Annotated in this window: 18 protein-coding genes; 14 read left to right on the plus strand and 4 right to left on the minus strand. The window is 38.0% G+C overall.

What is annotated here, in order from left to right; all coding sequences use genetic code 11:
• Positions 1-39 precede the first annotated feature (39 nt).
• From ACKXGF_RS07830 to ACKXGF_RS07845, 4 genes are all read left to right on the plus strand, one after another.
• Positions 40-186 (plus strand): FbpB family small basic protein, encoded by a 147-nt coding sequence (locus ACKXGF_RS07830; RefSeq protein WP_306975008.1) that lies wholly within the window; start codon positions 40-42, stop codon positions 184-186.
• A 54-nt stretch (positions 187-240) separates the two neighbouring features.
• Positions 241-477, plus strand: coding sequence for a small acid-soluble spore protein Tlp (locus ACKXGF_RS07835; protein ID WP_411953247.1), 237 nt, complete (start codon positions 241-243; stop codon positions 475-477).
• A gap of 79 nt (positions 478-556) precedes the next feature.
• Positions 557-994 (plus strand): acyl-CoA thioesterase, encoded by a 438-nt coding sequence (locus ACKXGF_RS07840; RefSeq protein ID WP_411953248.1) that lies wholly within the window; start codon positions 557-559, stop codon positions 992-994.
• Positions 978-1,280 carry a hypothetical protein gene (locus ACKXGF_RS07845; RefSeq protein ID WP_411953249.1) on the plus strand — a complete coding sequence of 101 codons (303 nt, stop codon included), beginning with the start codon at positions 978-980 and terminating at the stop codon, positions 1,278-1,280. The genes ACKXGF_RS07840 and ACKXGF_RS07845 overlap by 17 nt, the downstream gene beginning before the upstream one ends.
• A gap of 16 nt (positions 1,281-1,296) precedes the next feature.
• Here ACKXGF_RS07845 and yidD read toward each other — a convergent pair whose 3' ends face one another.
• From yidD to plsY, 4 genes are all read right to left on the minus strand, one after another.
• Complete coding sequence (gene yidD / locus ACKXGF_RS07850) at positions 1,297-1,533, minus strand: membrane protein insertion efficiency factor YidD (RefSeq protein WP_411953250.1); 237 nt, start codon at positions 1,531-1,533, stop codon at positions 1,297-1,299.
• Positions 1,534-1,542: 9 nt separating this feature from the next.
• Positions 1,543-2,460, minus strand: a complete 918-nt coding sequence (gene folE2 / locus ACKXGF_RS07855; RefSeq protein ID WP_411953251.1) for a GTP cyclohydrolase FolE2 — start codon at positions 2,458-2,460, stop codon at positions 1,543-1,545.
• A gap of 80 nt (positions 2,461-2,540) precedes the next feature.
• Entirely contained in the window at positions 2,541-3,710 is a 1,170-nt protein-coding gene (locus ACKXGF_RS07860) for a CapA family protein (RefSeq protein ID WP_411953252.1), read from the minus strand.
• A gap of 14 nt (positions 3,711-3,724) precedes the next feature.
• Positions 3,725-4,306, minus strand: a complete 582-nt coding sequence (plsY, locus tag ACKXGF_RS07865) for a glycerol-3-phosphate 1-O-acyltransferase PlsY (RefSeq protein ID WP_411953253.1) — start codon at positions 4,304-4,306, stop codon at positions 3,725-3,727.
• Between the two features lie 159 nt (positions 4,307-4,465).
• Here plsY and ACKXGF_RS07870 point away from each other — a divergent pair, with 159 nt between their 5' ends.
• The 10 genes from ACKXGF_RS07870 to ACKXGF_RS07915 all read left to right on the plus strand — a co-directional run bounded on the left by ACKXGF_RS07870 (position 4,466) and on the right by ACKXGF_RS07915 (position 15,827).
• Positions 4,466-4,879: a CoA-binding protein gene (locus tag ACKXGF_RS07870; protein ID WP_411953254.1), complete on the plus strand. Its 414-nt coding sequence runs from the start codon at positions 4,466-4,468 to the stop codon at positions 4,877-4,879.
• A gap of 102 nt (positions 4,880-4,981) precedes the next feature.
• Positions 4,982-6,934 (plus strand): DNA topoisomerase IV subunit B, encoded by a 1,953-nt coding sequence (parE, locus tag ACKXGF_RS07875; RefSeq protein WP_411953255.1) that lies wholly within the window; start codon positions 4,982-4,984, stop codon positions 6,932-6,934.
• 11 nt (positions 6,935-6,945) lie between these two features.
• Positions 6,946-9,399, plus strand: a complete 2,454-nt coding sequence (gene parC, locus ACKXGF_RS07880; RefSeq protein WP_411953256.1) for a DNA topoisomerase IV subunit A — start codon at positions 6,946-6,948, stop codon at positions 9,397-9,399.
• A gap of 99 nt (positions 9,400-9,498) precedes the next feature.
• Entirely contained in the window at positions 9,499-10,107 is a 609-nt protein-coding gene (locus ACKXGF_RS07885; RefSeq protein ID WP_411953257.1) for a TetR/AcrR family transcriptional regulator, read from the plus strand.
• Between the two features lie 75 nt (positions 10,108-10,182).
• Positions 10,183-11,325 carry an acyl-CoA dehydrogenase gene (locus ACKXGF_RS07890; protein WP_411953258.1) on the plus strand — a complete coding sequence of 381 codons (1,143 nt, stop codon included), beginning with the start codon at positions 10,183-10,185 and terminating at the stop codon, positions 11,323-11,325.
• A gap of 28 nt (positions 11,326-11,353) precedes the next feature.
• Positions 11,354-12,991 carry an AMP-binding protein gene (locus ACKXGF_RS07895; RefSeq protein WP_411953259.1) on the plus strand — a complete coding sequence of 546 codons (1,638 nt, stop codon included), beginning with the start codon at positions 11,354-11,356 and terminating at the stop codon, positions 12,989-12,991.
• A gap of 15 nt (positions 12,992-13,006) precedes the next feature.
• Positions 13,007-13,318 carry an AMP-binding enzyme gene (locus ACKXGF_RS07900; protein ID WP_411953260.1) on the plus strand — a complete coding sequence of 104 codons (312 nt, stop codon included), beginning with the start codon at positions 13,007-13,009 and terminating at the stop codon, positions 13,316-13,318.
• Positions 13,319-13,331: 13 nt separating this feature from the next.
• Positions 13,332-14,675, plus strand: a complete 1,344-nt coding sequence (locus ACKXGF_RS07905; RefSeq protein WP_411953261.1) for an acetyl/propionyl/methylcrotonyl-CoA carboxylase subunit alpha — start codon at positions 13,332-13,334, stop codon at positions 14,673-14,675.
• A 12-nt stretch (positions 14,676-14,687) separates the two neighbouring features.
• Positions 14,688-14,900, plus strand: coding sequence for an acetyl-CoA carboxylase biotin carboxyl carrier protein subunit (locus ACKXGF_RS07910; protein ID WP_167260385.1), 213 nt, complete (start codon positions 14,688-14,690; stop codon positions 14,898-14,900).
• Positions 14,901-14,924: 24 nt separating this feature from the next.
• Positions 14,925-15,827: a hydroxymethylglutaryl-CoA lyase gene (locus ACKXGF_RS07915; RefSeq protein WP_411953262.1), complete on the plus strand. Its 903-nt coding sequence runs from the start codon at positions 14,925-14,927 to the stop codon at positions 15,825-15,827.
• Positions 15,828-15,831: the final 4 nt, after the last annotated feature.

The following is a 15,831-nucleotide window of genomic DNA, read 5'->3' on the forward strand; positions in this document are numbered from 1 at the left end:
AATGGCTATCCTAAAGAGCAAAAAGGAGAATCAGTCATTATGCGAAAGAAAGATCATTTAACGTTTCAGCGGCTTATTCAATCTGAAAAAGAAAAAATTTTGAACAACCCACAAGAACTAGACAAAATTTATGATAAGTTAGATTCTCGGTTAGGCATCACGCCTTCTAAACAGTCACGTGTATAGCTAAAATTAATCTGCTTATACTAACGACTGTAACAACTCAAAGGAGGCGTAACCATGAGTCAACATCAAAAGAAACCAAATCCTGATGAACGTCGAGATAACATGAAAAAGATTCAGGAAAACTTAAATAATACGTTAGAAAATATGCAAGAAGCTGAAGATTCAATGGAAACAGCGTCAGAATTTCAAGAGGAAGAAATTAAGAAGAAAAACGCAAGAAGAATAGAAGCTGTCGACGGTATGCGTGATGAATTACGGGATGAACATGCTCATGAAAAACGACAAAAATAATAATCGAAAGGCTAGCCATAGCTAGCCTTTTTATTTTAAAATAATATTTAAGTTGAAGTAAGAGGGAGAGAGGACAAATATGGTCATAAATGAAACCGATATAAAAGTCCGTTACCAGGAAACGGATCAAATGGGCGTTGTTTATCACGCCAATTATTTAGTTTGGTTTGAAATTGGTCGAACTCATTTAATTGAACAACTAGGCTTTAATTATGCCGATATGGAACGCGATGGGATTGTGTCTCCTGTAGTCGATATTAATGCACAATACAAGAAACCTTTAACATACGGTGAAACCGCTTCTGTTAAAACATATATCAGTTCGTATGATGGATTTCGAATTATTTATGGGTATGAAGTTTACACCGAATCTGGCGATTTAGCTGTAACTGGTTCGTCTTCGCATGTTTGTGTTAAGAAACAAAACTTTAAGCCAATCTCAATTCGAAAACATTATCCAAATTGGCATCATGCTTATTTAAAAGCGATAGGTGAAGCTAATGGCGTTCGGGATTAAACGAGATGAGTTAAAACGTTGGAAACGCCAAGTTGAAGCTGGAGAAATAGCATTCTTAACGCATTACTGGGCAGATGATCGTTTTCCTGGTCATAAAACGGTTACAAAGGCAGGTTGTCAAGATATCGAACGTTTAAAAGCCTGGGGACGACGATATGGATTAAAACCAGAATGGATCCATGTAGATGAGGAATATCCACATTTTGATTTAATCGGCCAATTCGAAGAGGATATATTACGAGCTGAAGGAAAACTTGATCAATTAAGACGTTTTCGTTCTATTTAAAAAAAGCCGTGGTTAACTAACCACGGCTTTTATGATTCTGTTTTTCTGGTACAGGATCAAAACCACCAGCATTAAATGGATGACATTTTAAGATGCGTTTTATTGATAAATAAAACCCTTTAAAGAAACCAAACCGTTCAAACGCTGTTAGGCTATAGGACGAACACGTCGGATGAAACCGACATGTAGGCCCTAACAAGGGCGAAATAAATTGTTGGTAACCTTTTATTAACCAAATAAAAAGATGTTTCATCTTATCACACTACTCTTCGCGTTTATCATAACTAATCGATGCAATCGCATCATGTAAATGAATTGATTCCTCGTTCACACACTTAACCGAAAATTGCTCGACTGTTTCATATTCATACAAGTCACTCGCAACAAGTCGAACCATATCTTCTACAAAGCGAGGGTTTTCATAAGCTTGTTCGGTAACCATTTTTTCATCTGGTCGTTTAAGAACGGGATGAATTCGAGCGCTTGCATTAGATTCAGCTGCTTCTAATAGCATGTGTTTCCAATCATAAATTGTATCATCAAACTCAGGCTGTAACGTAACTTCCATTTCAATATGACCTCGTTGGTTATGGGCACTATATTCACTGATTTCTTTTGAACAAGGGCAAAGTGTTGTAATCGTACCTGTTAAACCAACCTTGAGATCATAACCAAATCCTTCGTGATAACGGACTCGCAACCAAGCATCTGCATGATTTAAACCTGCTTGCTCAGAATAAGGCGCTTGTCGTTCAAAAAACCAAGGGAAAGACACTGTTAACTCAGCATCTTTCTGTTCAAGACGCTGTTGAAGATCAAATACGAATGATTTTAGTGTCGCAAAATCCAAAGTGAACCCCTCTTGATAATAAGAGTGAAGTTGTTCTGTAAACCGACTCATATTCGTCCCCTTAGAACCTTGGGAAATAGAAGAGGCAAAGTAAAATTGAGCTACGGTTGTTTGTGTTTTAGGTTCTAATTGACTTTTGAGCATAACGGGGTGTTTAACATCACTCACACCTACAGCATCTAATTCAAACAGAAAATCCTTTTTTGTATTCTGTAAATCTTTCATTTTATTTTTTTCCATTGGTTTTGTTTTAGGACCTGGCTCAACAGATCCGAATAATTTATGTCGCTCGGATTTCGTTGGTAACTGTTTTTTAACTGCTTCGTTCATATCGAGGACTCCTTTCAATTCTTGAGAGAAGAGCATAAGCACAACATATATTATACATGATTGAAATTGTTGGATTCAATTTATTGAACTTGCTCAAGGTGTGGCACGACTTGTATTTGTTCTGAGTAATGTTTCATATGGTTTTCAATATCTTGAAAGTTTGTATTAACATCAGTTATAGAACTATCAATAAGCGGAACAACTTCTACATCGTGCATGATGTCTCCTCGGTCATCAAATTCTACATATGTAGGCATAAATCGTATATTTGAAACAGAGGTCTCGCTTGTTTGATTGATTAATCCCTTATTTAATTGGAGCTGCATGATTCCACCTATTCGTCGGTCTAATTCACGCTGCCCTGACAAAAAATTACCTAAAGAATAGACGACAACTGATTGATGATTTTCGGTCTTCACTCGTTCGATTGGTTGAAGCACATGGGGATGATGCCCAAGAATGATATCAGCTCCAGCTTCAGTTAACTCGCGAACTAATTTCTTTTGGTTCTGAGTTGGTAAAGGTTCGTATTGGTTACCAAAATGAAGGCTAACAACAGTAAAATCTGCTTGTTTCTCAATTTCATTAATATCATCCTTGATGTTTCCATCCCTTATATATTGAACTAAATAATCTTGATCGTCTGGGCGAGGGATACCATTAGTTCCATAAGTGTAAGCCGTAAAACCAACTGATATACCATTTTCCTCTAGTATTCTTGGTTGTTGTTGATCGGATTCACTTTGGTATGAGCCAATATAATCGATCGATAAATTCCTTAAAAGATCAGTTGTTTTTTCGATAGCCTCTTGTCCATAATCTAAAGTGTGATTGTTGGCCAACGATACAATATCAGTAGATACATGTTTTAAAGCCTCGGCGACCGATTTAGGCGCATTAAATTGAGGATAACCCGATAAACCCATTTCTTCTCCAGCTAACATTGTTTCTTGGTTAGCAAATAAGAGATTAGCTGATTCAAGTTGCGGTTTAATGACGGATAACATAGGCTTAAAATGATAGTTTCGCCCTTCTTTAGCACCGTGATAGACACGATCATGTATTAAAATGTCCCCAACAGCATTTAATGTGATTGACTTTTGAGACTGTTTATTAGAAAGATTATGCGTCATATTCGCTAGTTTATCCGCCGTATAGCTCGACTGATTCGATTGCTGCTGTAAGATGAAGGTGATGCCCATTACAACTATGATGAAACCTGTTATGACTAATGCAATTTGTTTTTTCACTTTATCACCTTATTTTAAAGCCAGGTTATTTTAGGTTCAGTTTTATTTTTAATTCGCTTAATATTATCTGTGTGACGATAAATGACAAAGAAAGCAAAGAAACAGGTCACAATGATTAAAGGAATATCTTGCATGATAACCGATGTCACTACAGCCGTAAGCCCTACAAGAATCGACGCTAATGATACATACTTGAATAATTTTAAGAAAATAAAAAATGATCCAATAAGAATAGCGAATAACACAGGGCTTACCCCGAGTAGAACTCCGCCCGATGTAGCGACTGCCTTACCACCTTTAAATTTAGCGAAAATCGGAAATATGTGGCCGATCACTGCAAAGCCACCAACAATCAGCGGTTGTAATTCAGGGGCTAGTACAACCACCATGACAACTGGAATCGTACCTTTCAATATATCAAAGATTGTAACAATCAAACCTACTTTGACACCTAAAACTCTAAAGGCGTTGGTTGCACCAAGATTGCCGCTACCATGTTCTCTTATATCAATTTGATAAAATAATTTACCGATTATAAGTGCAGATGGAAAAGAACCAAATAGATAGGCAATCACACTAAATAAAAGATAAAACATTTAATCCCTCCTTTATTGGCTTCTTATAATACACCTTATTTTATCAAATGTATGGAGAAGAAAGAAGATGTTAAATTTTAAGAATGAGTAAAACGAAAGTTGAGAAATATTGCTAAACACGCTATCCTAGTATTATCACGATTATTTAGGAGCGATATTATGGAAAACCCAACACAAGAAAAAATGCGCGACATATTAATCAATGCTAATACGATTGCGGTCATAGGATTATCGGACAAGCCTGATCGCACGTCACATCAAATTGCAAAAATCATGCAAGATCGTGGCTATAGAATTATCCCAATTAATCCTAATGCCACTGAAGTTCTTGGCGAGAAAAGTTATTCATCACTTAGGGACGTCGAAGAATCCATTGATATTATTAACGTTTTTCGCAGACCTGAGCACCTTGTTGATGTAGCACATGACGCTTTGACTACAGACTGTCGTGTGTTCTGGGCACAACAAGGTATCGTGAACGAAGAAGCTTATGAACTTCTTAATGAAAATGATTTCACTGTGATTATGGATGCTTGCATAAAAGTCGTTCATGCTGTCACAATTGGTAGTTAATATGAGTTGAGGAATCTCTGCTGATTAGCAGGGATTTCTCATGTTTTCCCGAATAAATAAAGACAGCACTTGTTTAGCGAATTAGAAAGGGGACAATTATAAGTGACGCATTCATTTGAACAATACAACGATGACTCAATCCAAGTTCTAGAAGGTTTAGACGCCGTCCGAAAACGTCCAGGTATGTACATTGGTAGTACAGACCACCGCGGACTTCACCATCTCGTGTTTGAAATAGTCGATAATGCGGTTGATGAAGCACTTGCAGGTTATGGTGAAACAATCACCGTCACCATACATAAAGACGAATCAATCTCGGTGACTGACTTTGGACGTGGTATGCCGACTGGTATGCATAAAATGGGTAAAACAACTCCAGAAATAATTTTCACGATTCTTCACGCTGGAGGAAAATTTGGTCAAGGCGGCTATAAAACAAGTGGCGGTCTACATGGTGTTGGTGCATCTGTCGTAAATGCCTTATCTGAATGGATGAAGGTAACGATTTGCCGTGATGGCAAGCGTCATGAAATCGTATTTGCTAATGGCGGAAAGGTGAAACAACCTTTAACAGAAGTAGGCAATACTCGAAAATCAGGGACCACCATTCATTTCAAACCAGATGAATCAATGTTTTCGACAATTCATTATCAGTTTGAAACACTCTCTGAACGACTACGAGAGGCTGCCTTTTTATTAAAAGGGATTAAACTCGTCTTAAAAGATGAACGCGAAGGCGCAGAAGAATCTTATGTGTATCCAGATGGCTTACAATCATTTGTGCATTATTTAAACGAAGAAAAAGATGCTTTACATGAAGTTGTTTCGCTTGAAGGTGAAGTGAAAGAAATTGAAGTGGACTTTGCGATGCAGTTCAATGACGGATATTCAGAAAGCATCTTATCATTTGTTAATAATGTTCGAACCAAAGATGGTGGGACACACGAATCAGGAGCCAAAACAGCTTTAACTCGTGCGTTTAATGAGTATGCTCGGAAAATGCAACTATTAAGAGAAAAAGATAAGAACTTAGATGGTAATGATATTCGAGAAGGCTTAACAGCGATTATTTCTGTCCGAATCCCTGAACAATTACTCCAGTTTGAAGGCCAAACGAAAAGTAAATTAGGGACGCCAGAAGCGAGAAGTGCTGTTGATAGCGTGATCGCTGAAAAATTGGCTTATTTCTTAGAAGAAAATCCGAACACGTCTAAAATGCTGATTAAAAAAGCAATCAAAGCACGTGATGCGCGCGAAGCTGCTCGAAAGGCGCGTGAAGAGGCTCGTAATGGCAAAAAACGTAAGCGTCGTGACTCTATTTTGAGCGGTAAATTAACACCTGCTCAGTCGAAGAATGCAGCTAAAAACGAATTATTTTTAGTTGAGGGTGATTCTGCAGGAGGATCTGCCAAACAAGGTCGTGACCGTCGTTTTCAAGCGGTATTACCCCTTCGAGGAAAAGTCGTTAACACAGAGAAAGCTAAGATAGATGACATATTTAAAAACGAAGAGATATCAACCATTGTTCATACCATCAATGCAGGTGTAGGCCCGGATTTCAATATTGATGATGCTCAGTACGATAAAATTATTATCATGACAGACGCTGATACCGATGGGGCACACATTCAAGTGTTATTACTGACATTCTTTTATCGTTATATGAAACCACTCATCGAACAAGGTAAAATTTATATTGCTTTACCACCTCTATTCAAAGTTTCAAAAGGTAAAGGGAAGCAATATAAGGAATCCTATGCTTGGGACGATGATGAGATGGAGAAACTATTAAAAGAATATAAGAATGGTTACACCGTTCAACGTTATAAAGGTTTAGGCGAAATGGATGCTGAACAATTATGGGAAACAACGATGAATCCAGAAACTCGCACATTAATTCGCGTGACCATTGATGATGTTGCACGTGCTGAAAGACGAGTAACGACACTTATGGGCGATAAAGTAGAGCCTCGACGTAAGTGGATTGAATCTAATGTTGCATTTGGAATGGAAGAAGACGATACAATTTTAGACAACGATCGATTGCTTAACTAGGAGTGAAGAATTTGGCTGAAGAAGCAAAATATTTAGATTTACCATTAGAAGAAGTGATAGGTGACCGCTTTGGTCGTTATAGTAAATACATTATTCAAGACCGTGCTCTTCCGGATGTAAGAGACGGCTTAAAACCAGTACAGCGCCGTATCTTATATGCTATGCACCAAGAGAAAAACACGCATGATAAGCCGTTTCGTAAATCGGCCAAAACAGTCGGAACCGTGATTGGTAACTACCACCCTCATGGTGACTCATCTGTTTACGAAGCACTTGTTAGAATGAGTCAATCTTGGAAAGTCAAAAAAGAATTAGTTGAGATGCACGGAAATAACGGAAGTGTAGATGGGGATCCACCTGCGGCGATGCGTTACACTGAAGCAAGACTTTCAGGAATTGCTTCAGAATTAATGCAGGATATCGACAAAGAAACAGTCGATTTTATCCCAAATTTTGATGATACAGATTATGAACCCATTGTTTTTCCTGCGAAATACCCTAATCTTCTCGTTAACGGTTCAACAGGTATTTCTTCTGGTTATGCAACTGATATACCGCCACATAATCTATCTGAAGTTATTGATGCAGTGATTTACAAGATTGAATACCCTGAGGCATCAATTGATCAATTAATGAAGAAGTTACCTGGTCCTGATTTTCCAACTGGTGGAATCATTCAAGGCAAGGATGGTATCCGAAAGGCCTATGAAACAGGTAAAGGCAAAATAGTCGTCCGAGGCAAAGCCGAAATCGAAACACTTAAAGGTGGTCGTGAACAGATTGCCATTAATGAATTGCCTTTCGATGTGAATAAAGCGACACTTGTCAAAAAAATGGACGAGCTTCGTTTAGAACGTAAAGTTGAAGGCATTTCTGAAGTTCGTGATGAAAGTGATCGTACTGGGCTTAGAATTGTCATTGAAATGAAAAAGGACATCGACAGTCAAAGTGTCTTAAATTATTTATACAAGAATACAGACTTACAAGTATCCTTTAACTTTAATATGGTGGCTATTTCTGATAAAACACCAACAATTATGACGCTTCATGGCATTCTTGATGCTTATATAACGCATCAGCGAGAAGTTATAAAACGTCAGTCAGAACACGATTTAAGAAAAGCGCAGGATCGTGCTCATATTGTTGAAGGTTTAATTTATGCTGTTTCGATATTGGACGATGTCATTGCAACGATTAGACAAGCCAATGATAAAAAAGATGCAAAAATTCAATTACAAAATCAGTATCAATTCTCTGAGAAACAAGCAGAAGCAATTGTTATGTTACAACTTTATCGTTTAACCAACACAGATGTGACACAGTTAGAAGAAGAAGCTAAAGAATTAAATGAACGAATCTCATACTTACAAACGATCTTATCTGATGAAAATAAACTTCTAGAAGTGATTAAAACTGATTTGAAACGCGTGAAGAAAACGTATAAAGAAAAACGACAATCACAAATTCAAGATGAAGTAGAAGACTTACAAATCAACTTAGAAGTTATGGTTCCTTCAGAAGATATTGTTGTTTCTTTAACACGCGAAGGCTATATAAAGCGCACCAGTCTACGTTCATTCGGAGCATCTAATATCGATGATCTACAGAAAAAAGATGAAGATTATTTAACTAATCTCTTTGAAGTGAATACAACAGATACATTACTGCTGTTTACAAATAAAGGACATTATTTATATATGCCTGTGCATGAATTGCCTGATATTAAGTGGAAAGATATGGGGCAGCATATTGCGAATTTAATACCTATTGATTCATCAGAAAATGTTATTAAGGCCATTCCGATTAGAGAATTTGATGATCAACATTACATTGTTTCGATCTCCCGCGAAGGCATGATTAAGAAATCTTTATTGTCTGATTTTAAAGTCCAGCGCTATAATCGACCAATTGTTGGCATGAAAATGAAAGGTGAAGATGAAGTTGTAAATGTCCATTTAACGAACGGTCATCAAGAAGTTTTCGTGACCTCACAGACTGGATATGGATTATGGTATCATGAAGCAGATATAAAAGCAGTGGGCGTTAAGGCAGCAGGCGTCAAAGCTATGAATCTAAAAGAACAAGAATGGATAGTGAATGGTGAAGTGTTCGATGAATTAACCAATCCGCAACTTTTTGTCGTCACGCAACGTGGTGCATGTAAGCGTATGTCCATTAACCAATTCGAACAAGGGTCTCGAGCACAGCGTGGTTTAGTTATGCTTAAAGAACTCAAACAGAAACCACATCATATCGTCGGTTTCCATGTTGTTAAAGATGATCATTCAGTTGTCATCCATACAGAAAACAATGAAACTCACACCGTATTACCAATTGAAGTCAAAGAACAAACGAGACAAAACAATGGTTCCTTTATGATTGATACTGACCAAAAAGGTGAAGTTGTTAACACCTATGTCCAACCTGAATATACGAAATGGTTTAATCAAGAAGGTGAAGAGTAATTTAACAAGAGGTAGTCATTTACTTAGACTACCTCTTTAAATTTACCCATTGATACTTGTCAAAATTGTGTTAAAATATTGACAAAAGGTAGGAAGATTATGACACAGTTAAAAGAAAGAATTATTCAATCGTCGTTGAACTTGTTTTCAGATAAAGGGTTTCACGGTGTATCAGTGAAGGACATAGTGGAGGATTGCCAGACATCTAAAGGTGGTTTTTATCACTATTTTCAATCAAAAGATGAACTGCTTTATGTGATCCATGATTTATTCATCTCATATGTCTTAAACGAAGCACACCGGGCGAAATTGCAGCATGAACGACCCGTTCAACAATTACATGGCATTTTATATTCGTTTGTACGTGTTTTTGATTTATATCAGGAACATATTGTCGTTTTCTACCAAGAAAACAAATATTTAAAACCTGAATATGAAGAGCTCATTAAACAAAAACGAGATCAATTCAAACGAATCGTTATCGAAGTTATATCAGAAGGACAGAGACGAGGCGAGTTTCGTGACAGTTTACCAACTACGATTACAAGCATGTCCATTCTAGGTATGGTTAACTGGACCTATATGTGGTATCAACGGGATGGAGAATTAAATATAGATGACATCGCAGAAATATACATAGACATATTATTTCGAGGGGTTTTAACGGATCAAATATTAAAAGAATATCTGCAAACAAGTAGTTTATAAAGGCTTAAACAAATAAGCTTTTTATTTATACTAATAACAGACCAACTAGTCGGTCTGACAAAAGGGGAAATTTAAATGGACTTCACATTAACCGAAGAGCAAGAAATGACCCGCAAAATGGTTCGTGATTTTGCAGAAGCCAAAATCCAACCTCGAGCAATTGATATCGATGTCAACGCAGAATTTCCAGAGGACTTGTTCAAAGAAATGGGAGAATTAGGCCTGCTCGGCATTCCGTATCCTGATGAGTACGGAGGATCTGGAGGTGATACGATTACATATGCACTTTCAGTTGAAGAAATCGGGCGTGTTTGTGGTAGTACAGGATTAAGCTATGCCGCTTCTGTTTCGCTTGGTTCATCACCAATCTATCAATTCGGAACCGAAGAACAAAAACAGAAGTTCCTAGTTCCATTAGCAAAAGGCGAGGCATTAGGATCGTTTGGTTTGACTGAACCAAACGCAGGTTCGGATGCAGCTGGCACTAAAACAACTGCCACAGTTGATGGTGATGATTTCATTATAAATGGTGAGAAGTGCTATATCACCAATGCTTCCTATGCTAAACAAATTATTGTAACCGCTGTCACAGGTAAAGATGAGCGCGGTAAAAATATTATCTCAGCAATTGTCGTCCCAACAGACACTGAAGGTCTTACAATTACGGACAATTACGACAAAATGGGTGTTCGTGGTTCTAATACGGCTGAAATTGTTTTGGAAGATGTACGTGTACCACGTGAGAATTTATTAGGCGATCCAGAAAAAGGGTTCAAACAGTTTTTACAGACTTTAGATGGTGGACGAATTTCGATTGGCGCTTTAGGTCTTGGAATTGCTCAAGCATCATTAGACCGTGCACTAGCCTATGCGCAAGAACGCCAACAATTCGGTCAGCCTATTTCTTCTTTTCAAGCCATACAATTTAAATTGGCTGATATGGCAACAGAAATCGAACTTGCACGTAACATTGTGTTAAAAGCTGCCTGGTTAAAAGACCAAGGCAAACCATTTTCTAAAGAAGCAGCAATGGCTAAGTTAACAGCAACTGAAACCGCTTTTAGAGCTGCGAATCAAGCTATTCAAATTCATGGTGGATATGGTTATATGCGTGAGTATGAAGTCGAGCGTTACTTGCGCGATGCTAAATTACTCGAAATTGGTGAAGGAACTTCTGAGATACAACGTCTCGTTATTGCACGTCAATTAGGTTGCTAACTATTTTAAAAATATAGGGGGATGCCTCATGCCACTTACAAATCTAACGATTGGTGAATTAATTGAACAGCAGGCAAACAACTTCCCAGACTACGAAGCAGCTGTCTATCCTGAAAAAGGAATACGGTGGACGTATAAGCAATTTAATGAAGAAGTTAATCGCGTTGCAAAAGGGTTCATGGCTTTTGGAATTGATAAAGGCGATCACGTTGCAATTTGGGCAGATAACAAACCAGAATGGCTGACTTCACAATTCGCAACAGGAAAAATGGGTGCAGTCCTAGTTACCGTTAACACAAGCTATCAAGCGCAAGAATTAGAATATCTATTGAAACAATCTGAGTCTTCTACACTTATACTTGCGGAATCTTTTAAGGGAACATCCTATATTGATATTGTGAAAGAGTTGATTCCAGATTTAGCTGATCAAGAAAAAGGAAACATACAATCTGAAAAATTTCCACACTTAAAAAATATCATCGTGCTCAGTGACAAATCTTATGCAGGCTGCTATACATGGCATGACGTGGTTCAGGCAAGCGATGATCTATCAGATGAGGAACTGACTCAAAGATTATCGTCACTTAATGAACATGATGTGATTAATATGCAATATACTTCAGGTACAACAGGTTTCCCTAAAGGGGTCATGCTTTCACATTACAATATTGTCAATAACGGAAAACAAATTGCTGAATGCATGAGTTTCACAGAAAATGATCGTTTATGTATCCCTGTACCGTTTTTCCATTGTTTTGGTTGTGTCTTAGGTACACTAGCTGCCGTATCGAAAGCAGCGACAATGGTGGTAATTGAACAGTTTGATCCTGAGAAAGTGCTAGCTGCTGTGTCTGAAGAACAATGTACAGCCCTTCATGGTGTGCCGACCATGTTTATTGCTGAGCTTAATCATCCTAGTTTCAATGACTATGAATTTCCTCATTTAAGAACGGGGATTATGGCAGGTTCAAATTGTCCAATCGATGTGATGAAAGATGTCATGGAAAGGATGGGAGCATCTGAAATCACTATTACTTATGGACAGACAGAGTCATCACCTGCTATCACTCAGACAACGACGGATGATCCAATCGAAAGAAAAGTCAGTACGGTAGGAAAACAACACCCTAATGTCGAAGTTAAGATAGTAGAGCCTGGTACAAACCAAGAAGTAAAAACCAATGAACCCGGCGAACTATGCACTAGAGGTTATCATGTGATGCAAGGTTATTACAATAATGAAGAAGAAACTCGTAACGCGATCGATACTGATGGTTGGTTACACACGGGTGATATTGCAGAAATGGATGACGAAGGCTATGTAAAAATTACGGGTCGTATTAAAGATATGGTCATTCGTGGCGGAGAAAATATCTACCCACGTGAAATTGAAGAATTTTTAATCCAGCACGATGATGTCTTAGATGTTCAAGTAGTGGGAGTTCCTGATGCGAAATATGGGGAAGAATTAATGGCTTGGACCATTCTTAAAGAAGATTCAACGTTAACAGAAGATGGATTAAAAGACTATTGTCGAGGTCATATTGCTTATCATAAAGTACCGAGATATATTCAATTCACCGATGAGTACCCAATGACAGCAAGTGGCAAGGTTCAGAAATTCAAACTTCGTCAACAGGCTGAAGATTTAATAGCAAATGATTAAAGTGAAGGTGATAAGATGCAACATGAACAAATTCCTGAATCATATCAATTAGAACAATTTATCGCATCACATGAACAAGTTGAGGATGCGAAAGTTGTCTTCATACCTGATGCTAAGCAGGGTGAACTGGTTATTGCTTGGGTGATCCCAAATGATGATTTAATTACAGAACAATCAATAAGGGCTTATTGTGAACAAAGAGATGATTATGACAAACCCGATTACGTTTTATTTACTGACGAATTCCCAACCACACCAAGTGGTAAAATCCAAAAAATTCGACTAAAAGAAATAGCTCAAGAACAATTAGGAATACAATTTGAATAAAGGGAGCGATATCATGTTTAACAAAATCTTAATCGCTAATCGCGGAGAAATTGCTTTACGTATTATTAAGACTTGTCAGCAATTAAATGTGAAAACAGTTGCTGTTTACTCAGAAGCAGATGCTGATGCCCCTTTTGTTACTGAAGCAGATGAAGCTTATTTGCTTGGTGGGTCAAAAGTAAATGAGAGTTATTTGAATATCGTCAAAATCATCGACATAGCTAAACAAACAAAAGTCGAGGCCATTCACCCTGGATATGGCTTATTAAGTGAAAATACCGATTTTGCTAAACAAATTGAAGATGCTGGTATTACGTTTGTTGGACCATCATCTGAGTCAATCAATCGCATGGGAAGTAAATTAACAGCTAGACAAACAATGGAAAACGCAGATGTTCCCATCATTCCAGGAACGAATGATCCGATTGAATCAGTCGATGATGCCCGGTCATTCGCGGCAGAAATCGGTTATCCTGTGATGGTTAAGGCTGCGCATGGTGGGGGAGGCATTGGTATGCAGATTGTTTATGATGAACAAGAACTGGCCAAAGCCTTTGAGAGTAATGCGCGCCGAGCTGAACAATTTTTCGGTAATGGTACCATGTTTATCGAAAAAGTAATTGAAGATGCTCACCATGTTGAAATTCAAGTCCTAGCTGATCAGCAAGGTTACACGATTCATTTAAATGATCGTGAGTGTTCCATTCAACGTCGTCACCAAAAAGTCATTGAAGAAGCACCTTCGCCATTAATAAGCAATAGGACTCGAGACAAAATGGGACAAGCAGCTGTTAGGGCTGCAGAAGCGATTAATTATGTGAATGCAGGAACGATTGAATTTTTAGTTGATGAAAATGAAAACTTTTATTTTCTCGAAATGAATACGAGATTACAAGTTGAACATCCCATCACGGAACTCGTGACAGGTATTGATTTAGTAGAACAACAGTTGAAGATTGCTTATGGTGAATCACTAGATATCCAACAATCGGATGTTAAGTTGAAAGGGCATGCAATTGAGGCCCGTATTTATGCAGAGGATCCGAAAACATTTTTCCCATCTCCAGGACAATTAACGGCATTTGAACCACCTGAAGGAGAAGGAATTCGTAACGATGTTGGTGTTCATGGACAATATCAAGTCACACCTTATTACGATCCTATGCTAGCGAAATTAATTGTATATGGCGAAACAAGAGATGAAGCGATTGAAAAGCTTGAACAAGCTTTATCTCAATACAAAGTAGAAGGTATTAAAACAAACATCCCATTCTTAATTGATGTAGCAAAAGCTCCGGCTTTCCAACGAGCTGAAACACGAACATCATTTATTAATGAATTTATGGTCAAACAATAGGAGGTAACACTTATGACAGAAGTAAAAGCAAGTATGGCAGGTAACGTTTGGAAAGTGATGATTTCAGAAGGAGATTCGGTCGATTCTAGTCAGGATGTCGTCATCTTAGAATCTATGAAAATGGAGATTCCGATTGCAGCAGAAGTCACTGGTACTGTTAAAGAATTGAAAGTAAAAGAAGAAGACTTCGTTAACGAAGGGGACGTTATCGCAATTATTGAATAATTCACCCTAAAAGGAGTTTGGGTTATGGTTAGTCTACCAAAAGATGTAACGATTAAAGAAGTGGGACCGCGTGATGGTTTACAGAATGAAAAAACACTCATCGATACAGACGCAAAAATCGATCTAATTAATCGCTTGTCTGAAAGCGGTTTATCTTATATCGAGCTCACCTCGTTTGTTCATCCTAAATGGATTCCACAATTAAAAGATGCGGTCGATGTTGCTAAAGGGATTGATCGAAAGGATGATGTTACTTATGCGGCGCTTGTTCCTAATTTAAAAGGATTAGGACGAGCGATTGACGCTGATGTTGATGAAGTATCTATCTTCATGTCAGCGAGCGAGACGCATAATCAAAAGAACATCAATAAATCGATTGATGAAACCTATCCTGTACTACGAGAAGTCGTTGATGGTGCTAAACAGGAAGGGAAATCAGTTCGCGGTTATATTTCCACCGTTTTTGGTTGTCCATATGAAGGACGAATTGATGTCAATCAAGTGATGTCAGTATGTGACAACTTGTTCTCAATGGGCATTGATGAATTATCCATCGGTGACACGATTGGTGTCGCTAATCCAATTCAAGTTCATAACGTTTTATCATCAATGAAAGAACGTTTTGACCAAGATCACTTAGCTCTTCATTTTCATGACACACGAGGGATGGCGCTTGCTAATACGTATGTCGCTTTAGAACACGGATTCCGTACATTTGATGGCTCTTTAGGCGGCTTAGGTGGTTGCCCGTACGCTAAAGGCGCTTCAGGCAACGTCGCAACAGATGATTTAGTTCATATGCTTACCGAAATGGGGATTGAAACAGGTGTGAGGTTGGATAAGTTAACGGATGCTGGATTAGCAATCGAGAAGCATTTAGATAAGTCATTGCCTAGTAAACAAATGGAACTAGCCAGAAGGATGTGATGCA

This window comes from Alkalibacillus sp. S2W, from assembly GCF_046764385.1.
Lineage (GTDB): Bacteria > Bacillota > Bacilli > Bacillales > Alkalibacillaceae > Alkalibacillus > Alkalibacillus almallahensis.